The organism is Pseudomonas yamanorum, assembly GCF_900105735.1.
GTDB classification, from domain to species: Bacteria; Pseudomonadota; Gammaproteobacteria; order Pseudomonadales; family Pseudomonadaceae; genus Aquipseudomonas; species Aquipseudomonas yamanorum.
This window is the reverse complement of the sequence record NZ_LT629793.1, coordinates 1,551,442-1,571,211: the sequence shown is the minus strand read 5'-3', so window position 1 is coordinate 1,571,211 and position 19,770 is coordinate 1,551,442. Positions and strand designations below refer to the sequence as shown.

General features: G+C 61.0%; 14 protein-coding genes. 7 read left to right on the top strand and 7 right to left on the bottom strand.

The window, feature by feature from the left end:
• Window positions 1-59: 59 nt before the first annotated feature.
• From BLU46_RS07635 to acnA, 3 genes are all read right to left on the bottom strand, one after another.
• Window positions 60-1,625: a methyl-accepting chemotaxis protein gene (locus BLU46_RS07635; RefSeq protein WP_093200349.1), complete on the bottom strand. Its 1,566-nt coding sequence runs from the start codon at window positions 1,623-1,625 to the stop codon at window positions 60-62.
• Between the two features lie 84 nt (window positions 1,626-1,709).
• A complete protein-coding gene (locus BLU46_RS07630) occupies window positions 1,710-2,501 on the bottom strand; it encodes a CPBP family intramembrane glutamic endopeptidase (RefSeq protein ID WP_003219003.1) in 792 nt (263 codons plus the stop codon).
• Between the two features lie 111 nt (window positions 2,502-2,612).
• Window positions 2,613-5,354 carry an aconitate hydratase AcnA gene (gene acnA / locus BLU46_RS07625; protein ID WP_093200346.1) on the bottom strand — a complete coding sequence of 914 codons (2,742 nt, stop codon included), beginning with the start codon at window positions 5,352-5,354 and terminating at the stop codon, window positions 2,613-2,615.
• Between the two features lie 191 nt (window positions 5,355-5,545).
• On the opposite strand from acnA, the gene rlmM reads away from it, so the two are divergent.
• Window positions 5,546-6,619: a 23S rRNA (cytidine(2498)-2'-O)-methyltransferase RlmM gene (rlmM, locus tag BLU46_RS07620; RefSeq protein ID WP_003219000.1), complete on the top strand. Its 1,074-nt coding sequence runs from the start codon at window positions 5,546-5,548 to the stop codon at window positions 6,617-6,619.
• 27 nt (window positions 6,620-6,646) lie between these two features.
• Window positions 6,647-6,898: a sulfurtransferase TusA gene (gene tusA / locus BLU46_RS07615; protein ID WP_063032275.1), complete on the top strand. Its 252-nt coding sequence runs from the start codon at window positions 6,647-6,649 to the stop codon at window positions 6,896-6,898.
• Here tusA and BLU46_RS07610 read toward each other — a convergent pair.
• Complete coding sequence (locus BLU46_RS07610; RefSeq protein WP_003218996.1) at window positions 6,895-8,283, bottom strand: MATE family efflux transporter; 1,389 nt, start codon at window positions 8,281-8,283, stop codon at window positions 6,895-6,897. The two genes, tusA and BLU46_RS07610, sit on opposite strands and share 4 nt — an antisense overlap.
• A gap of 189 nt (window positions 8,284-8,472) precedes the next feature.
• On the opposite strand from BLU46_RS07610, the gene pdxB reads away from it, so the two are divergent.
• Window positions 8,473-9,615: a 4-phosphoerythronate dehydrogenase PdxB gene (pdxB, locus tag BLU46_RS07605; RefSeq protein WP_063032273.1), complete on the top strand. Its 1,143-nt coding sequence runs from the start codon at window positions 8,473-8,475 to the stop codon at window positions 9,613-9,615.
• Window positions 9,616-9,666: 51 nt separating this feature from the next.
• On the opposite strand, the gene BLU46_RS33045 is transcribed toward pdxB, so the two are convergent.
• Window positions 9,667-9,840 (bottom strand): PA1571 family protein, encoded by a 174-nt coding sequence (locus BLU46_RS33045; protein WP_010176367.1) that lies wholly within the window; start codon window positions 9,838-9,840, stop codon window positions 9,667-9,669.
• A gap of 255 nt (window positions 9,841-10,095) precedes the next feature.
• On the opposite strand from BLU46_RS33045, the gene BLU46_RS07600 reads away from it, so the two are divergent.
• Window positions 10,096-11,865 carry an ABC transporter transmembrane domain-containing protein gene (locus tag BLU46_RS07600; protein ID WP_093200343.1) on the top strand — a complete coding sequence of 590 codons (1,770 nt, stop codon included), beginning with the start codon at window positions 10,096-10,098 and terminating at the stop codon, window positions 11,863-11,865.
• Between the two features lie 63 nt (window positions 11,866-11,928).
• Here the strand turns inward: BLU46_RS07600 and BLU46_RS07595 are convergent, their stop codons facing one another.
• The gene (locus tag BLU46_RS07595) at window positions 11,929-13,857 is read right to left on the bottom strand and encodes a transglycosylase SLT domain-containing protein (RefSeq protein WP_017477195.1); all 1,929 of its coding nucleotides are present in this window, start codon (window positions 13,855-13,857) and stop codon (window positions 11,929-11,931) included.
• A gap of 212 nt (window positions 13,858-14,069) precedes the next feature.
• Between BLU46_RS07595 and BLU46_RS07590 the strand changes: the two genes are divergently transcribed.
• Window positions 14,070-15,989 carry an ATP-binding cassette domain-containing protein gene (locus BLU46_RS07590; RefSeq protein ID WP_063032268.1) on the top strand — a complete coding sequence of 640 codons (1,920 nt, stop codon included), beginning with the start codon at window positions 14,070-14,072 and terminating at the stop codon, window positions 15,987-15,989.
• Between the two features lie 198 nt (window positions 15,990-16,187).
• On the opposite strand, the gene BLU46_RS07585 is transcribed toward BLU46_RS07590, so the two are convergent.
• Complete coding sequence (locus tag BLU46_RS07585; protein WP_003218985.1) at window positions 16,188-16,625, bottom strand: universal stress protein; 438 nt, start codon at window positions 16,623-16,625, stop codon at window positions 16,188-16,190.
• 105 nt (window positions 16,626-16,730) lie between these two features.
• On the opposite strand from BLU46_RS07585, the gene BLU46_RS07580 reads away from it, so the two are divergent.
• Both BLU46_RS07580 and fadB read left to right on the top strand, forming a co-directional pair.
• Window positions 16,731-17,168: a hypothetical protein gene (locus BLU46_RS07580; RefSeq protein ID WP_093200340.1), complete on the top strand. Its 438-nt coding sequence runs from the start codon at window positions 16,731-16,733 to the stop codon at window positions 17,166-17,168.
• Between the two features lie 452 nt (window positions 17,169-17,620).
• Window positions 17,621-19,768, top strand: coding sequence for a fatty acid oxidation complex subunit alpha FadB (gene fadB / locus BLU46_RS07575; protein ID WP_093200337.1), 2,148 nt, complete (start codon window positions 17,621-17,623; stop codon window positions 19,766-19,768).
• Window positions 19,769-19,770: the final 2 nt, after the last annotated feature.

The window sequence follows — 19,770 nt, the reverse complement described above, 5'->3', positions numbered from 1 at the left end:
CCACATTTTGATGTGTGAACACAGTCAAATGTGGGAGCTGGCTTGCCTGCGATAGCGATTTACCGGTTAAAGCGTTCTACCAGCGAGTACTGGGTATTGGCGGTATGCGTCAGCTCTTCACTCAACTGCGCCGAGTTCAACGCCTGTTCCGAAGTCTGATCCGCCAGCAACGCAATGGTGCTGATATTACGGCTGATCTCTTCAGCCACCGAGCTTTGCTCTTCGGTCGCCGCCGCAATCTGCGCCGTCATGTCAGTGATATGCGCTACCGCTTCACTGATCCCGATCAGCGCCTGGTCCGCCTCCATCACCCGCGCCACACCTTCCTCCGCCTGGCGATGCCCGGCGTCCATGGTCTGTACGGCGGCGTTGGCGGTCTGTTGCAGCTTGGCGATCAGCGCGTGAATCTGCCCGGTGGACTCGCTGGTACGCTGGGCCAGTTGCCGCACTTCGTCGGCCACCACTGCGAAGCCCCGGCCCATCTCGCCGGCACGGGCCGCTTCGATGGCCGCGTTCAGCGCCAGCAGGTTGGTCTGGTCGGCGATGCCTTTGATCACATCCACCACGCCGCCGATCTCATCGCTGTCCTTGGCCAGTTGGGTCACGGTCACACCGGTTTCCCCGACCGCTACCGACAGGCGCTGAATCGCCTCGCGGGTTTCGCCGGCGATATCACGGCCACGGCCGGTCAGGCGATTGGCTTCCTGGGTGGCATCGGCGGTGCGTTGCACGTGGCTGGCGACTTCCTGGGTCGTCGCGGCCATCTGGTTGACCGCAGTGGCCACCTGTTCGGTTTCCACACGTTGGCGTTCAAGACCGCTGGAGCTGTTATGCGCCAGGGTATTGGACTGTGCCGCCTGGGAGTTGAGGTGTTCAGCCGTGTCCTGCAAACGGGTAAGACACGTCTTCAGGCGCGCTTCCTGGCTGAGGATCGACATCTCCAGGCGTGCCTGGGCGCCGCGGCTGTCGGTGTACATCTGCGCAATCAGCGGGTCGGACGTGGTCTGCTCGGCCAGGCGCAGCAAACGCTTGAGCCCGCGCTGTTGCCAGCTCAGGCCCAGCAGGCCCAGCGGTACCGACAGCGCGGCGGCCAAGGCAAAGCCCCAGTGGGAATTGAGCCAGACGCCAATCAGAAAGCTCAACTGGCTGACCAGGATAAACGGCAGCCAGTCCTGCAACACCGGCAGCCACTTGTCGCGGCGCGGGATGGCCGGCTTGCCCTGGTTGATGCGCTGGTAAAGCGCCTCGGCACGGCGAATCTGCTCGGCGGTGGGCTTGACCCGAACCGACTCGTAGCCGATCACCTGATTGCCGTCGAAGACCGGTGTCACATAGGCGTTGACCCAATAGTGATCACCGCTCTTGCAGCGGTTCTTGACGATGCCCATCCATGGCAAGCCTTGTTTGAGCGTCGACCACATGTGTGCGAACACTGCCGCCGGAACATCCGGATGACGAACCAGGTTGTGCGGGGCACGCAACAGTTCGTCATGGGAAAACCCACTGATCTCGACAAAGGCGTCGTTGCAGTAGGTGATCACGCCTTTGGCATCGGTGGTGGAGATCAACCGTTGCTGAGCGGGGAAGGTACGTTCGCGCTGGGTAACGGGTTGGTTATTACGCATGATTGTTCAATCCGCAAGGCTTTGATGGGTTGTCGGCCGCTGCGGGGTTTTATTTAACTTATTTTTGCAACAATCGGCTCAGCCTCAGCCCGCCAGCATCGGATAGGTAAACAACCCGAAATGCAGCAGGTTCAAGCCGAAGTGCGTGACGATCGCCGCGCCCAACCCGCCAAAGCGATACGCCAGGCCGTATCCCAGGCCGGCGATGGTTGCCAGCAGGGTCCACTGCCAGCCTGCGCCCAGGTGGACCAGGCCGAACAAAAGCGCTGCCAGTAACAGCGCGAGGTTTTCACCATAGGGCAACTGCTTGAAGCGCCGGCTCAGCCCGCCCTGGATGTAACCGCGAAACAGCGCTTCCTCCACGAGAGTCACCAGCAGCAGGTTATTCAGCACCCACAGCCATGCCTGTTCCGGCCACTTCGGCGCCCAACTGATAACCCCCAGCAACGCAGCACCGCCCAGTGCGGCAATCGCCGTCAGGGTCAATGCCAGCGCCGTGGCATAGATCGACAGGCGCAATGACCGGCGCGCAACAATCCACGGGCAGGCCAGCAGCAGCCAGAAGCCGATCAGCGGCTTGTCCTGGTTCAAGTACATCGAAAACGGCACGGCATCGTCAGTAAAGCGCTGCGGGGCGATCCCGCGACCGTTGTAGAAGCCCGGCAGCCAATGCATCGCCAGCCCCAGCGCCAGCACGATAAACAGGCCGTGGCCGAGATAGCGCACCCATGGATTTCGCTGCTGGCGCACGGCAAACCCGGCCAGCAGCAACATGGCGACGGACAACGCCGCCATCAAGCCCAATTGCCCGTAGCTCAAGGCGAGTACATAGCCGATGGAAAGAAGCGCCAGGTACAGCCATGGCAGAGCAAGCATGGGGAATCCTTGTGACTATCGAAATCTGAGGGCGGCAGTATAACGAGCGTCACCGACGGTAAAAATGAAAACACCGCCTGGGAAGGCGGTGTTTTGTGTAGCGCGTGTCAGTTACGAGGCAATCAGCTGCCGCAACACGTAGTGCAGGATCCCGCCCGCCTTGAAGTACTCGACCTCATTCAGCGTATCGATGCGGCACAGCACCTCGACCTTCTCGCTGCTGCCATCCTCACGGGTGATCACCAGCGTCAGGTTCATGCGCGGCTCGATCTCGGCGTTGGTCAGCCCGAGGATGTCGATCTTCTCTTTGCCGGTCAGCTTGAGTGCCTTGCGGTTCTGGTCCAGCTTGAACTGCAGGGGCAGCACGCCCATGCCTACCAGGTTGGAGCGGTGAATCCGCTCGAAGCTCTCGGCGATCACCGCCTTGACCCCCAACAGGTTGGTGCCCTTGGCGGCCCGGTCGCGGCTTGAGCCGGTGCCGTACTCCTGACCGGCGATCACCACCAGCGGAGTATCCGAGGCCTGGTACTTCATGGCCGCGTCGTAGATCGGCATTTTCTCGCCGGTAGGGATGTAGATCGTGTTGCCGCCTTCCTCACCGCCGAGCATTTCGTTGCGGATACGGATGTTGGCGAAGGTGCCGCGCATCATCACTTCGTGGTTGCCGCGACGCGAGCCGTAAGAGTTGAAGTCCCGCGGTTCGACACCTTGCTCGCGCAGGTATTTGCCGGCCGGGCTGTCGGTCTTGATGTTACCGGCGGGGGAGATGTGGTCGGTGGTCACCGAATCCCCCAACAGTGCCAGCACGTTGGCGCCCTTGACGTCTTCGATCACCGGCAGCGGGCCGCCGATGTCGTCAAAGAACGGTGGGTGCTGGATGTAGGTGGAGTCCTTTTGCCAGACGTAGGTCGCGGCCTGCGGCACTTCAATGGCTTGCCACTGTTCGTCGCCGGCAAACACTTCGGCGTATTCCTTGTGGAACATCCCGGTGCTGACTTGGGCGACGGCGTCGGCGATTTCCTTGCTGCTGGGCCAGATGTCCCGCAGGTACACCGGTTTACCGTCAGAGCCGGTGCCCAGTGGTTCGCTGCTGATGTCCATGCGCACGGTGCCGGCCAGGGCGTAGGCCACGACGAGGGGTGGGGAGGCCAGCCAGTTGGTTTTCACCAGCGGGTGCACCCGGCCTTCAAAGTTACGGTTGCCCGAAAGCACCGACGCTACCGCCAGGTCGGCTTTCTGGATGGCTTTTTCGATCGGCTCGGGCAGCGGCCCGGAGTTGCCGATGCAGGTGGTGCAGCCATAACCCACCAGGTCGAAGCCCAGCTTGTCGAGGTATTGGGTCAGCCCCGCCGCTTTGTAGTAGTCGGTGACCACCTTGGAACCAGGCGCCAGGGACGTTTTCACCCATGGCTTGCTCTTCAGTCCTTTCTCCACGGCCTTTTTCGCCACCAAGCCCGCTGCCATCATCACGCTGGGGTTGGAGGTGTTGGTGCAGGAGGTAATCGCGGCGATCACCACCGCGCCGTTTTTCAGGCGATAGGTCTGGCCTTCGAAGTCGTAGTCGGCTTCACCGATCAGGTCGGCGTTGCCCACCGCAACACCACCGCCGCCTTCGCTTTCCAGGCGGCCTTCTTCCTTGTTGGTGGGTTTGAATTGCAGGTCGAGGAAGTCGCTGAAGGCCTGGCCGACGTTCGGCAGGGAAACACGGTCTTGTGGGCGTTTTGGCCCCGCGAGGCTGGCTTCGACACTGCCCATGTCCAGTGCCAGGCTGTCAGTGAAGATGGGCTCCTGACCGGCGTTGCGCCATAGGCCCTGGGCCTTGGTGTACGCCTCTACCAGTTTGACGGTTTCCGCAGGACGGCCCGACAGGCGCAGGTAGTCCAGAGTCACGTCGTCCACCGGGAAGAAGCCGCAAGTGGCGCCGTATTCCGGGGCCATGTTGGCGATGGTGGCACGGTCGGCCAGTGGCAGGTCGGCCAGGCCATCACCATAGAATTCGACGAATTTCCCGACCACGCCTTTTTTGCGCAACATCTGGGTGACGGTCAGCACCAGGTCGGTGGCGGTGATGCCTTCTTTCAGCTTGCCGGTGAGCTTGAAGCCGATCACTTCCGGGATCAGCATCGACACCGGCTGCCCGAGCATCGCGGCTTCCGCTTCGATCCCGCCCACGCCCCAGCCCAGTACGCCGAGGCCGTTGATCATGGTGGTGTGGGAGTCTGTGCCTACCAATGTGTCGGGGAAGGCGTAGGTGCGGCCGTCTTCATCCTTGGTCCACACGGTGCGGCCGAGGTATTCCAGGTTGACCTGGTGGCAGATGCCGGTGCCCGGCGGTACTACGCTGAAGTTGTCGAAGGCGCTCTGGCCCCAGCGCAGGAAGGCGTAGCGTTCGCCGTTGCGCTGCATTTCGATGTCGACGTTTTCCTGGAAGGCGCCGGTGGTGGCGAACTTGTCGACCATCACCGAGTGGTCGATCACCAGATCCACCGGTGACAGCGGGTTGATGCGCTGCGGGTCACCGCCGGCCTTGGCCACGGCGGCGCGCATGGCGGCCAGGTCGACCACGGCGGGCACGCCGGTAAAGTCCTGCATCAGCACCCGGGCGGGGCGGTATTGGATCTCGCGGTCGGAGCGGCGCTCCTTGAGCCAGGCGGCAATGGCCTTGAGGTCGGCGCCGGTGACGGTCTTTTCGTCTTCCCAGCGCAGCAGGTTTTCCAGCAGTACCTTGAGGGACATCGGCAGCTTGTCCAGATCACCCAGGCTCTTGGCGGCTTCGGGCAGGCTGAAGTAGTGATAGGTCTTGTCGTCGATCTGTAAGGTTTTAAGGGTTCTCAGACTATCAAGGGATGACATTACATGACTCCTTATGGTCCGCACGGCTACGGACCTGACGGGACGAACAGAGCTTACAAATTAGCCCTGTTTTAAGTAGCTGGCTAATTACTGGACTCTATCAATAAGTCCAAGGTTCCGAACTCGGCTATCATGCGCGCGTTTTCATGACAGGCATTGCGCTATAGCAAGCCCGTGATCCAGGAGAGTTGATGAACACCCTTTTTATGCACTGCCGCCCGGGTTTTGAAGGCGAAGTCTGTTCCGAGATCGCGGAACACGCCGCTCGCCTGAACGTTTCAGGCTACGCCAAGGCCAAGACCGGCAGCGCCTGCGCCGAATTTGTCTGCACCGAAGAAGACGGCGCCCAGCGCCTGATGCGCGGCCAACGCTTTGCCGAGCTGATCTTCCCAAGGCAGTGGGCGCGCGGGGTGTTCATCGATTTGCCGGAAACCGACCGCATCAGCGTGATCCTGGCGCACCTGCGGGATTTCCCGGTGTGCGGCAGCCTGTGGCTGGAGATGGTCGACACCAACGATGGCAAGGAGCTGTCGAACTTCTGCAAGAAATTCGAAGTGCACCTGCGCAAAGCGTTGATGGCCGCCGGCAAGCTGGTGGAAGACGCCAGCAAGCCGCGCCTGTTGCTGACCTTCAAGAGTGGCCGCGAAGTGTTCATGGGCCTGGCCGAGTCGAACAACTCGGCCATGTGGCCGATGGGCATCCCCCGCCTGAAATTCCCGCGGGACGCGCCAAGCCGCTCGACCCTGAAGCTGGAGGAGGCCTGGCACCACTTCATCCCCCGTGATCAGTGGGACGAGCGTCTGCACAGCGACATGACCGGCGTCGACCTCGGCGCAGCGCCTGGCGGCTGGACCTGGCAACTGGTCAACCGTGGCATGCTGGTGACCGCTATCGACAACGGCCCGATGGCCGAAAGCCTGATGGACACCGGCCTGGTGCAGCACTTGATGGCCGACGGCTTCATCTACACCCCCAAGCAGCCGGTGGACTGGATGGTCTGCGACATCGTCGAGAAACCGGCGCGTAACGCGGCCCTGCTGGAAACCTGGATTGGCGAGGGACATTGCCGCGAGGCGGTGGTCAACCTGAAGTTGCCGATGAAGCAGCGTTATGCCGAAGTGAAGCGCTTGCTTGAACGCATCGCGGAAGGCTTCAAGGAACGGGGTATTCGAGTGGAGATTGGCTGTAAGCAGCTGTACCACGACCGTGAAGAAGTGACCTGCCATTTGCGCCGGTTGGATGTGAAGAAGCCAAAGGCCCGGTAAACTGGCGGCCTGTTTCAGGAGTGAATGATGAGCGACATTTTTGACACCCCGGTCGATGGCACCCTGGACGCCACCGGCCTCAACTGCCCCGAGCCGGTGATGATGCTGCACCAGCACATCCGTGACCTGGCGCCCGGCGGCTTGCTCAAGGTGATCGCGACCGATCCGTCGACCCGTCGCGATATTCCCAAGTTCTGCGTGTTTCTCGACCATGAACTGGTGGGCCAGCAGGAACAGGCGGGCACCTACCTGTACTGGATCCGCAAGAAGTCCGCTTAGGCCCGGCGAATCCGCTTGCGTGCACTGCGCACCAGGCGGATCACCAGCATCGCCGCCGCACAGCTCAGGCCCACGATCAGCCCCTGCCACAAGCCGCTCGGGCCGCGCGCCTGGCCCAGCCACTCGGTCAGCCCCAGCGCGTAGCCCACCGGCAAGCCCACGCCCCAATACGCAAACAGCGTCAGCACCATGGTCACCCGTGTGTCCTGGTAACCGCGCAACGCGCCGGCGGCCGTGACCTGGATCGCGTCCGAGAACTGAAACAGCGCCGCAAACACAATCAGCATCGCCGCCACCTGGATCACCAGCGGATCCTGGGTGTAGATGGTGGCGATCTGTTCCCGAAACAACAGCATCAGGCTGCAGGACAGGCAGGCATACACCAGCGCCGTGCCCATGCCGACACCTGCCGCGAAGCGCGCTTCACGGGGTTCGCCGCGGCCGAGGGCCTGGCCGACGCGCACGGTGACCGCCATGCTCAGGGAATACGGAATCATGAACACCAGCGAGCTGAAGTTCAGCGCAATCTGGTGCCCGGCCACCACCGTGGCGCCGAGGCTGCCGATCAGCAGCGCGATCACCGCGAAGATGCTCGACTCGGCAAACACCGCAATCCCGATGGGCAAACCAATGCTCAGCACGCGCTTGATCACCGACCATTGCGGCCAGTCAAAGCGCTTGAACAGCTCGCTGCTCTGATACACCGGCGCCCAGCGGGTCCAGGCGGCCAGGCCGAGCATCATCACCCACATCACGATCGCCGTGGCCCAGCCACAACCGATGCCGCCCATGGCCGGCACGCCGAAGTGGCCGTAGATGAACACATAGTTCAGCGGAATATTCAGCGCCAGCCCGCACAGGCCCATGACCATGCTCGGCCGCGTTCGGCCCAGGCCGTCGCTGAAGCAGCGCAACACGTAATACAGCGCAATGGCCGGCATGCCCGAGGCGATGCCGTGCAGGTAGCCCATGCACGGCTTGATCAGTTCGGGATCGACCTTCATCAGGTGCAGGATCGGTTCGGCGCTGATCAGCAACAGCAGCGCGGTAATTCCCACCACCAACGCCAGCCACATCGACTGGCGCACCAGCGGGCCGATTTCACCGTGGGTGCCGGCGCCAAAGCGTTGGGCAACTTTCGGTGTGGTGGCCAGCAGCGTGCCGGTCATCAGCAGGTACACCGGGATCCAGATGGAGTTGCCCAGGGCGACCGCCGCCAGGTCCCGGGAGCTGACACGCCCGGCCATCACGGCATCGACAAAGCCCATGGCGGTGGTCGCCAGTTGCCCGATCATGATCGGCAGGGCCAGGGCCAGCAGATTGCGCACTTCAAGGCTGACGCGGGCGGGGCGGGAGAGGGCGGTGGTGGTTGTGGCAGTGTTCACGTACGGATGTCCGATAGGGGGAGCGCAGGACGGCGCATTCTACGCCTTGACGTGTTGGTCAGGAAAAAACCTGTGTTGTGGATTTGTAAACACAGCCCAGCGCAAGTGTTGCTTTTTGTGGCGAGGGAGCTTGCTCCCTCACCACAAGGAAAACCGCTGTACACTGCTGATCCGCGAAAGGAGCCTGCCATGCTGATTGTTGCCGACGAAAATATCCCGCTGCTCGATGCATTCTTCGAAGGACTTGGCGAGATTCGCCGGGTTCCAGGCCGGTCCATCGACCGCGCGACGATCGAACAGGCCGATGTGCTGCTGGTGCGTTCGGTGACCAACGTCAACCGGGCTTTGCTCGAAGGCACACCCGTGCGGTTTGTCGGCACCTGCACTATCGGCACCGACCACCTCGACCTTGATTACTTCCAGCGCGCCGGCATCCAGTGGTCCAGTGCCCCCGGCTGCAACGCCCGTGGCGTGGTCGACTATGTGCTGGGCAGCCTGCTGACTCTGGCCGAAATCGAAGGCGCCGACCTGGCCCAACGCACCTATGGCGTGGTGGGTGCCGGTGAAGTCGGCGGGCGTCTGGTCAAGGTGCTCAAGGCGTTGGGCTGGAAGGTGCTGGTGTGCGACCCGCCCCGGCAAATCGCCGAGGACGGTGATTACGTCAGCCTGGAGCAGATTGTCGAGCAATGCGATGTGATCAGCCTGCACACGCCGCTGAACAAATCCGGCAACGGTTCCACCTGGCACTTGTTCGACCGCGAGCGCCTCAACCAGCTCAAGCCCGGCGCCTGGCTGATCAACGCCAGCCGTGGCCCGGTGGTGGACAACGCCGCCCTCAAGGAGGTGCTGCTGGAACGCGAAGACCTGCAGGCCGTGCTGGATGTGTGGGAAGGCGAGCCCCAGGTGGACGTCGACCTGGCCGACTTGTGTGTGTTGGCCACCCCGCATATCGCCGGCTACAGCCTGGACGGCAGGCAGCGCGGTACGGCGCAGATCTACCAGGCGCTGTGCCGGTATCTTGGCCAGGAGGCGATCATTCAACTCAGCGACTTGCTGCCGGAACCGTGGTTGGCCGAAGTTACCCTCAACGCCAATACCGACCCGGCCTGGGCGCTGGCGGCCCTATGCCGTGGCGTTTACGACCCGCGCCGTGATGACGCGGATTTTCGCCGCAGCCTGGTAGGCACCGTGGACGAGCAGCGCAAGGCGTTTGACCAACTGCGCAAGCTCTACCCGCCGCGGCGCGAGATTGAGGGTTTGAAGGTGCGAATCAGCGGCGACTCTGCGGCCTTGTCTAACATCGTGGCGGCATTGGGCGCGCAGGCAATCTGAAGGCATAAAAAACCCGGCCATCAAGGCCGGGTTTAAAAGAGCGTGGGCGATTCAGCCTCGCTTGGCAGGCTTGACCAATTTCTGTTCCAGTTCGGCGCAGGCGCTCTGGATCATCTCTTCGGTGATTTGCACTTCGCGGCCTTGAGCGTCGATGTACGAGCAAGGCAACTGCTGCGGTTGGCGGATCACTTCAATTTTGGCGTTGCTGCTGTTTTGCAAGGACATGGCCCGTCTCCTCATCAGGTTGTGTACCTACCTTAAAATCACTGCGTGACCGCGTTGTTACAACTCCTTGCGCGGTCAGCAGATCGAATGCCCAGTCCAGCAGAAACCGATACAAATTTCCAGCCAGGCCTTAGACCGATAGCCTCTAGGGGCTAGGTTCGGTAAGCATAATTAACCTGACTCATTGTGATTCGCTCAAGTTCCCCCCATGTAGTTACGTAGGTTCCCGTCTCCCACCCTCAGGTGAAACTCGCCATGCTCTCAGCCCGTCAACGCCGCGCGATTCGCCTGGCCAGCCGCTTCGTCGCTCCCTACCGCTGGCAGGCCCTGGGGGCCTTGTTGGCGTTGATCGTCACCGCTGGCATCACCTTGTCCATGGGGCAGGGCATTCGCCTGCTGGTGGACCAAGGCTTCATGACCCAGTCGCCGCACCTGCTCAACCAGTCCATCGGCCTGTTCATGATTCTGGTGCTGGGCCTGGCGGTGGGCACCTTTACGCGGTTTTACCTGGTGTCGTGGATCGGCGAGCGGGTGGTGGCCGACATCCGGCGGCAGGTGTTCAACCACTTGATCTACTTGCATCCGGGTTTCTACGAAAACAACCGCAGTTCGGAAATCCAGTCCCGGTTGACCACCGACACCACCTTGCTGCAATCGGTGATCGGCTCCTCGCTGTCGCTGTTCCTGCGCAACGCCCTGATGGTGATCGGCGGGATTGTGCTGTTGTTTGTCACCAACCCCAAGCTCACCAGCATCGTTGTGATCGCGCTGCCGCTGGTGCTGGCGCCGATTTTGATCTTTGGCCGCCGGGTGCGCAGCCTGTCGCGCCTGAGCCAGGACCGCATCGCCGACGTGGGCAGCTACGTGTCCGAGACCCTTGGCCAAATCAAGACGGTGCAGGCCTACAACCACCAGGTGCAGGACGAGCGGCGCTTTGCGGTGACAGTGGAGGAGGCGTTCACCACCGCGCGCAAACGCATCCTGCAGCGTTCGTGGCTGATTACCCTGGTAATCATGCTGGTACTGGGCGCCGTGGGCGTGATGCTCTGGGTCGGCGGCATGGACGTAATTAGCGGGCGGATTTCCGGTGGTGAACTGGCCGCGTTCGTGTTCTACAGCCTGATCGTCGGCAGTGCCGTCGGCACCTTGAGTGAAGTGCTGGGCGAGTTGCAACGAGCGGCCGGTGCAGCAGAGCGGATTGGCGAGTTGCTGCAGTCGAGCAACGAGATCAAAGCGCCCGAGGCAAACGTCGTCAAGCTGCCGGAGCGGGTCAGCGGCCGCCTGGAAGTCCAGGATTTGCGTTTCTCCTATCCGTCGCGCCCGGATCGTTTTGCTATCGACGGCTTGAGCCTGAGCATCAATGCCGGTGAAACCCTGGCCCTGGTCGGCCCGTCGGGCGCGGGAAAATCGACGATCTTCGATCTGTTGCTGCGTTTCTACGATCCTCAGCAAGGCCGCATCCTGCTTGAAGGCCACCCGCTGACCGAACTGGACCCGCTGGACCTGCGCCGCTGTTTCGCCCTGGTGTCCCAGAGTCCGGCGCTGTTCTTTGGCACTGTCGAAGAGAACATCCGCTACGGCAATCCATCGGCCACCTTTGCCCAGGTCGAAGAAGCGGCGCGCATCGCCCACGCCCACGATTTCATCCTGCAAATGCCCGACGGCTACCAGACCCACCTGGGCGACGGCGGCATGGGCCTTTCCGGCGGCCAGCGCCAACGCCTGGCCATCGCCCGGGCCTTGTTGGTGGATGCACCGATCCTGCTGCTGGACGAAGCCACCAGCGCGCTGGACGCCCAGAGTGAACACTTGATCCAGCAAGCGCTGCCGCAGTTGATGGAAGGGCGCACCACCCTGGTGATCGCCCACCGGTTGGCCACCGTGAAGAACGCCGACCGGATTGCCGTGATGGACCAAGGCAAGCTGGTGGCGGTGGGGACGCATCAGCAACTGATTGCGAGTAATCCACTGTACGCACGGCTGGCGGCGTTGCAGTTCAGTGATGGTGAATCGAGCAGCCACTAAATTACCGCCCATAAAAAATGCCCGCATCTCTCAATGCGGGCATTTTTTATGGGACAGCGTTACTTACTGATCATCAAAATACCGCTCATGCCAATCCACCAGCGGCTGTGGCGCATTGAGCTTCTGCCCGTAGATCACCGAATAAGACAGCACGTTCTGCACATACTGACGGGTTTCGTCGAACGGGATGCTTTCCACCCACACATCGAAACTCAGGTGATCGGCGCCGCGCAGCCATTGGCGTACACGGCCCGGGCCAGCGTTGTAGGCAGCGGTGGCGAGCACGCGGTTGCCGTTGAACTGGGCATGGACCTGGCTCAGGTACGCCGCGCCGAGCTGGATGTTCTTGTCCGGGTCGAGCACTTGCTGTTGCGAGGCCAGCGGGATGCTGAACTTGCGTGCGGTCTCTTTGGCGGTGCCCGGCATCAGCTGCATCAGGCCGGTGGCGCCGACGCCGGAGCGCGCATCGTCCATGAAGGCGCTTTCCTGGCGGGTGATCGCAAACACCCAGCTTGAATGCACGCCGCGGACCTTGGCTTCACGCACCAGGGTGTCGCGGTGGGCCATCGGGAAGCGGATATCCAGGTCATCCCAGTATTGCGCCTGGCTGATGGTGCGGATCGCCGGGAAGTACCACTTCATGTCATAGGCCAGCTTGGCCTGGGCGACCATTTCGTCGCGGTTGAAGTGCCGGCTCACGTGGTACCACTCGCGACGGCCATCAACGATCTGGCCGCGGGCGTAGAACTCCAGGGCGCGGCGTACGCCCGGGGTGTTGCGCACCTTGTTCATCAGCGCCTGGCTCATCACCAGCGGCTTGTTGGTCAGTTGGTACGGCGACTGGGAGCGATCCGCCGCCAGGAAGCCGTAGAAGTCACGTTCCTTGGCCAGGCCCTTGTACATCACCAGGGCTTGCGGGTTTTTCGGCTCTGCCAGTTCCAGGCTGCGGGCCTGCCAGTAGCGCCAGCGGTTGGTGGTGGCCAGGTCCTGGGGCAGCTTGCGCGTCAACTGGTAGGCGTCTTCCCATCGCGCCAGGCGCAGCAGCAGGCGCAGGCGCCATTCGGAAACGGTGTTGTCCCGCAGTTCCGGATCGTATTTGGTCATCACGTCGAGGGCGCGCGGGTCGTAGCGGCGCGCCAGGGTCAGGCCGATTTCCCGGGCGATCGACACTTTTTCGTCACGAGAGAAGTGCATGCTGCTGGCATAACCGTCGAGCAGGGCCATGGCCTTGTCCGGGTCCTGGCGGGCCAGGCGGCGAAGGCCCAGGCCGACGGCGTCGGACATCGCCTCGTTGGCCGGCAGGAAGCGCGACGGGTCGCTGAGCATGTCGGGCTTCTGCGCCACGTCTACCATCAGGCGGCCTTGGGCGCCGAGGGTCGGCAGGGTTTTCACCAGGCTGTTGGCCAGCGGGTAGTTGCGCGCTTCGGCGGCCAGCTTGGCGCGGTCCCAGATTTTTTGTTCGGTCAGTTGGCCGTCGGCGGCCCACTGGCCAAAGGTGGCATCACAGGCAGCAGGCTGGGATTTACCGGTCAGCCACAGTTTCTCGGTGGTTTTATAACCTTCGGCTTTTTGGTTATGGGTCAGCTGGAACTGTCCGTGCAGGCAGTCCAGTTCGACGAAATTGAGTTTTGGGTCGTAGTACTTTTCAAAGGTTTGCCAGTCGCCACGGTCGGCCAGCCAGCGCAACCAGCGCAGTTTCATCCAGTTGGCCTGGGGCAGGTCGCCGTTCTTGGCGAGGAATTGTTCGATTTCCTCGTTGCTCGCGGTTTTAAGGCGCGCGGTCAGTTCGTCGTAGGCCAGGTATGGCGTCAACGGGTAGTCGGCCAGGGCCTGGCTGTACTGGAAATACGGGCCGCTGTCGCCTTTGGCGAGGGCTCGTTTGGCTTCATCGTAATATTGACGTTGGGTGGTGAGGTCCACGGCCTGGGCGGATTGAACGGCGGTGGCAGAAAGAAGCAGACAAGATAAAAAGCTGAAAAGGCGACTGCGCATGAGACGTCCGTGCAGAGGAATCTGGACTAGTGCCGACGTCGCCGACACTGATTGCCCCTAGCTTAGCCTTTTGGCTGCAACCGGTGAAAGCTTTGCCGGTCGCTTCGTTCAAGTTCATCTGAAATGTCCAACAGAACATGTCAACGGCGAAAATGCCGGCCGCCTCGCGCCCTAAGTCAGGTAGAATGCGCGCCCAGTTTTTGGAGAAGCGTATGACCCTGCTCAAATTCAGCGATGTGTCCCTTGCTTTCGGCGCTATGCCGTTGTTGGACAAGGTGTCCTGGCAGATCGCCCGTGGTGAGCGGGTGTGCATCATCGGCCGTAACGGCACCGGCAAGTCCAGCATGATGAAGCTGGTAAAAGGCGACCAGAAGCCCGATGACGGCTCTGTCTGGCGCGCACCGGGCCTCAAGATTGGCGAATTGCCGCAAGAACTGCCGGTGGCCGACGGACGGACAGTGTTCGACGTGGTTGCCGAAGGCCTTGATGGCGTGGGCGCATTGCTCGCCGAATACCATCACCTGGCACAGAACTGCGTCACCGAAGAAGACCTGGACAAGCTGATGCACGTCCAGCAAGACCTCGAAGCCCGTGACGGCTGGCGCCTGCAGCAATTGGTCGACAGCACCCTGAGCCGCCTGCAACTGCCGGCCGACAAGACCCTCGCCGAATTGTCCGGCGGCTGGCGTCGCCGCGTCCTGCTGGCCCAGGCCCTGGTTTCCGAACCGGATCTGCTGCTGCTCGACGAACCGACCAACCACCTGGACATCGGCGCAATCGCCTGGCTTGAAGAAGCCCTCAAGGATTTCCAGGGCGCCGTGCTGTTCATCACGCACGACCGTTCTTTCCTGCAAAACCTCGCCACACGCATTCTCGAACTGGATCGTGGCGGCCTGATCGACTGGAATGGCGACTACGCCAGCTTCCTGGTGCATAAAGAAGCTGCACTGTCCGCCGAAGAAACCGCCAATGCGCTGTTTGACAAAAAGCTGGCTCAGGAAGAAGTCTGGATCCGCCAGGGTATCAAGGCCCGTCGCACCCGTAACGAAGGCCGCGTACGCGCCCTGAAAGCCTTGCGCGTTGAGCGCAGCGAGCGTCGTGAGCGCACCGGCAAGGCCAACATTCAGCTGGATACCGCCGACAAGTCCGGCAAGCAAGTGATGGTCCTGGAAAACGTCAGCTTCCATCACCCGGACGGCCCGTTCCTGATCAAGGACTTCTCCATGGTCCTGCAGCGCGGCGACCGTATCGGCCTGCTCGGCGCCAACGGTACCGGCAAGACCACCTTGCTCAAGCTGATGCTCAATGGCCTGCAACCGACCAGCGGCACAGTGGAAGAGGGCACGCGCATCGACGTGGCCTACTTCGACCAGTTGCGTCACCAGTTGGACCTGGAAAAAACCGTGATCGACAACGTCGCCGAAGGTCGCGACTTTATCGACATCGACGGCCAGAGCCGCCACGTATTGAGCTACCTGGGCGACTTCCTGTTCAGCCCGCAGCGTGCACGTACACCGGTTAAAGCCTTGTCTGGTGGTGAGCGTGCGCGCCTGCTGCTGGCCAAGCTGTTCAGCAAACCAGCCAACCTGCTGGTGCTCGACGAACCGACCAACGACCTCGACGTTGAAACCCTGGAACTGCTGGAAGAGGTCTTGCTGACCTTCAACGGCACCGTGCTGATGGTCAGTCACGACCGGGCTTTCCTCGACAACGTGGTCACCAGCACCCTGGTCTTTGAAGGTGAGGGCAAGGTGCGTGAATACGTCGGTGGTTATCAGGACTGGCTGCGTCAGGGCGGTTCGCCGCGCCTGCTGGGCGTGACCGAAAGCAAATCCGGCAAGGCTGACCTGACCTCGGCCGTGGTTGCCCCGGTGGCTGCTGCTCCTGCCCCTGCGCAAGAAGCGCCTGCGGCCAAGAAGAAGCTCAGCTACAAGCTGCAACGCGAGCTGGAAGCACTGCCGGGCGATATCGATGCCAAGGAACAGCAGATCGCTGCCGTTGAAGCTGAAATGGCGGACGCGGGTTTCTATCTGCGCCCTGCTGCCGAAACCGCCAAGGTGATTGCATCCCTCGAGCAGTTGAACAGCGAGCTGGAAGCCCTGGTTGAGCGCTGGGCCGAGCTGGATGCCTGAGTGATTCAAGCGCAATAAAAAACCCGGCGCTCATTTGTATGAGCGCCGGGTTTTTTGTATGAAACGCGGTTCAAATGTGGGAGCGGGCTTGCTCGCGAAGGCGGTGTATCAGTCGCTATCTTCATTAACTGACCCACCGTATTCGCGAGCAAGCCCGCTCCCACACAAGCCCGCTCCCACATTAGATTGCTGTTGGTCTTACGAGCTCTTTACCAGTTTCACCGCCAGCACATCGCAAGGTGCGCCGTGCAGCACGTCATTGGCGGTGGAGCCCAGCAGCAGGGCCAGCCCGTGGCGGCCATGGCTCCCGACCACGATCAGGTCGCAACCTTGTTCCTTGGCCAGGTGGTGGATTTCCTGGCGCGGCTGGCCGTAGGTCAGGTGGCTCTGGTCTTTTTTCAGGGCGGGGTACTTGTTGATCAGTCGATCAAGGCGTTCCTTGGCCTGGTCGAACTGCTGCTGTTGCAGCTGGGAAAGGTCCATTGGCACGTCGCCACCAAAGGCCATGGCCATCGGTTCGACGATATGCACCAGGGACAGCTTCACCGAATCGCCTGCAAGGCCTACGGCCCGCTTGATCACGGGGTCGCATTCTTCGGTCAGGTCCACGGCGACCAGAATATGTTCGTAGGGCATGAGGAGTTTCTCCAAAGGAAAGCGATAAGTTCAGTATGGCTTGTTTCAAGCGGATGGGGTTGCGTCGGGTCAAATCCGCTCATCAAGAAATTCGGGAGTACACATATGACGGTCTGGATAGTGGTGTCAATCCTTGCGCTGGTTTTGAGTCCGCTGGCGTGGCTGCGTCCTTCGCGCCATTCGAGCGGGCGCATGGCTTTGCGCATGGAGGCGCGGCGCATCGGTTTGGCCATGCAACTGACACCTCAGGAGTGGCCGCACTGGCTCAAGCACGAGCCGCCGAGCCCGTGCGCGCAGTATCACCGGCCACGACGCGGCACCAAGCTTGTGACCTGGAGTTATTGGCAGTTGGAACCGGGGATGTGGGTCAATCAGTGGCAGGAAATCTGCGTTGATGAAAAGTTGTTGCCGCATTTTGCGACGCTGCCTGAGAACGTCTACAAAGTCGAAGCCGACAAGCAAATGATCACCCTGTACTGGGGCGAAAAGGGCGAGTTGAGCGTGTTGCAGGACATTGACGCGGTGCTCAAGGCGCTGGCCTGAGATTCCTGCGGGCATTAAAAAGCCCGAAAGCATCATCGGGCTGGAGTTGGCCAGGCAGGCCGGTAATTCGTTTTACGTGCCGCTAGCCTAGCCGCATATTCGGTTCTGTACAGCCCTTTAAATCATATTTCTCATTATTGATTTCGCGAATGATTAAACATTGGCGGGGCGATGCCGGCTGCTTCGGGTTCTGAAATGACTGAAAAGTCGCGTTTTAGCGGCCCTTTCGAGCGATTGACAATTCATCGGATTTGGCTGAAGGTGACGTACCCAAATCAAACGGGCGTATGAATTGAGCGTTTGTCTTTCAGACCGTTCGTACAGAATCCCGACTATCGCGTTGGCGGGTGTGCCTGGCAAATTGGCGTTAGCATCGACGGTAACGTCAGTGTCTACGCTGAATCCTGCGTCCGACGTGTACTGTTCAGCTTCCATATCGTGGAGATCAGTTGATGATTTACGAAGGTAAAGCCATCACGGTTAAGGCTCTTGAAAGTGGCATCGTCGAATTGAAATTCGACCTCAAGGGTGAGTCCGTCAACAAGTTCAACCGTCTAACCCTGAATGAATTGCGTCAGGCCGTAGACACCATCAAAGCAGATGCATCGGTCAAGGGCGTGATCGTCTCCAGCGGCAAGGACGTGTTCATCGTCGGCGCTGACATCACCGAATTCGTCGACAACTTCAAGCTGCCCGATGCCGAGCTTGTGGCTGGCAACCTCGAAGCCAACAAGATTTTCAGCGATTTCGAAGACCTCAACGTGCCGACCGTTGCCGCGATCAATGGCATCGCCTTGGGCGGCGGTCTGGAAATGTGCCTGGCCGCCGACTTCCGCGTGATGTCTGCCACCGCGAAAATCGGCCTGCCGGAAGTCAAGCTGGGTATCTACCCAGGCTTCGGCGGTACCGTGCGCCTGCCGCGCATCATCGGTGCCGACAACGCCATCGAGTGGATTGCCGCCGGCAAGGAAAACCGTGCTGAAGACGCGCTGAAAGTCGGCGCCGTGGATGCCGTGGTGGCTCCCGACAAGCTGGCAGAAGCCGCACTGAACCTGATCAAAGGCGCCATCAGCGGCGAATTTGACTACAAGGCCAAGCGTCAGCCAAAGCTGGAAAAACTCAAGCTCAACGCCATCGAACAAATGATGTCGTTCGAAACCGCCAAAGGTTTCGTGGCTGGCCAGGCCGGTCCGAACTACCCGGCGCCGGTCGAAGCGATCAAGACCATCCAGAAGGCCGCGAACTTCGGTCGCGACAAGGCCCTGGAAATCGAAGCTGCCGGCTTCGTCAAACTGGCCAAGACTTCTGCGGCGCAGAGCTTGATCGGTCTGTTCCTGAACGACCAGGAACTGAAGAAAAAGGCCAAGGCCTACGACGAAATCGCCCGCGATGTGAAACAGGCTGCCGTACTCGGCGCCGGTATCATGGGTGGCGGTATCGCCTATCAGTCGGCGTCCAAAGGCACGCCGATCCTGATGAAAGACATCAACGAACACGGTATCGAACAGGGTCTGGCAGAAGCCGCGAAACTGCTGGTAGGCCGCGTGGATAAAGGCCGCATGACGGCAGCGAAAATGGCTGAAGTGCTTAACGGCATTCGTCCTACGCTGTCCTACGGCGATTTCGGCCACGTCGACCTGGTGGTCGAAGCGGTTGTCGAGAACCCGAAGGTCAAGCAGGCGGTACTGGCTGAAGTTGAAGCCCAGGTTAAAGAAGACACTATCCTGGCTTCCAACACCTCGACCATTTCCATCACCTTGCTGGCCAAGGCCCTCAAGCGTCCGGAAAACTTCGTCGGCATGCACTTCTTCAACCCGGTGCACATGATGCCGCTGGTGGAAGTGATCCGTGGCGAGAAGTCCAGCGAGTTGGCCGTTGCCACCACCGTTGCCTACGCCAAGAAAATGGGCAAGAACCCGATCGTCGTCAATGACTGCCCGGGCTTCCTGGTCAACCGCGTACTGTTCCCGTACTTCGGCGGTTTCGCCAAGCTGGTCAGCGCCGGTGTGGACTTCGTGCGCATCGACAAGGTCATGGAAAAATTCGGCTGGCCAATGGGCCCGGCGTACCTGATGGACGTGGTCGGCATCGACACCGGCCACCACGGTCGCGACGTAATGGCTGAAGGCTTCCCGGACCGCATGAAAGACGACCGCCGCTCGGCGATCGACGCGCTCTACGAAGCCAAGCGCCTGGGCCAGAAGAACGGCAAGGGTTTCTACTCCTACGAGACCGACAAGAAGGGCAAGCAGAAGAAAGTGGCCGACCCGTCGGTTCACGAAGTACTCGCGCCGGTCATCTACGAACAGCGTGAAGTGTCCGACGAGGACATCGTCAACTGGATGATGATCGCCCTGTGCCTGGAAACCGTGCGCTGCCTGGAAGACGGCATCGTTGAAACCGCAGCCGAGGCCGACATGGGCCTGGTCTACGGTATTGGTTTCCCTCCATTCCGTGGTGGTGCGCTGCGTTACATCGATTCCATCGGTGTGGCCGAGTTCGTTGCCCTGGCTGATCAATACGCTGATCTGGGCCCGCTGTACCACCCGACTGCGAAGCTGCGTGAGATGGCCAAGAACGGCCAGAGCTTCTTCGGTTAAGT

Coding starts and splice junctions, on each gene's coding strand:
- BLU46_RS33045 (WP_010176367.1), bottom strand. CDS start 9,840: ATGTCCTTGCAAAACAGCAGCAACGCCAAAATTGAAGTGATCCGCCAA.
- BLU46_RS07580 (WP_093200340.1), top strand. CDS start 16,731: ATGACGGTCTGGATAGTGGTGTCAATCCTTGCGCTGGTTTTGAGTCCG.
- acnA (WP_093200346.1), bottom strand. CDS start 5,354: ATGTCATCCCTTGATAGTCTGAGAACCCTTAAAACCTTACAGATCGAC.
- BLU46_RS07590 (WP_063032268.1), top strand. CDS start 14,070: ATGACCCTGCTCAAATTCAGCGATGTGTCCCTTGCTTTCGGCGCTATG.
- BLU46_RS07600 (WP_093200343.1), top strand. CDS start 10,096: ATGCTCTCAGCCCGTCAACGCCGCGCGATTCGCCTGGCCAGCCGCTTC.
- BLU46_RS07635 (WP_093200349.1), bottom strand. CDS start 1,625: ATGCGTAATAACCAACCCGTTACCCAGCGCGAACGTACCTTCCCCGCT.
- rlmM (WP_003219000.1), top strand. CDS start 5,546: ATGAACACCCTTTTTATGCACTGCCGCCCGGGTTTTGAAGGCGAAGTC.
- pdxB (WP_063032273.1), top strand. CDS start 8,473: ATGCTGATTGTTGCCGACGAAAATATCCCGCTGCTCGATGCATTCTTC.
- BLU46_RS07585 (WP_003218985.1), bottom strand. CDS start 16,625: ATGCCCTACGAACATATTCTGGTCGCCGTGGACCTGACCGAAGAATGC.
- BLU46_RS07595 (WP_017477195.1), bottom strand. CDS start 13,857: ATGCGCAGTCGCCTTTTCAGCTTTTTATCTTGTCTGCTTCTTTCTGCC.
- fadB (WP_093200337.1), top strand. CDS start 17,621: ATGATTTACGAAGGTAAAGCCATCACGGTTAAGGCTCTTGAAAGTGGC.
- BLU46_RS07630 (WP_003219003.1), bottom strand. CDS start 2,501: ATGCTTGCTCTGCCATGGCTGTACCTGGCGCTTCTTTCCATCGGCTAT.
- tusA (WP_063032275.1), top strand. CDS start 6,647: ATGAGCGACATTTTTGACACCCCGGTCGATGGCACCCTGGACGCCACC.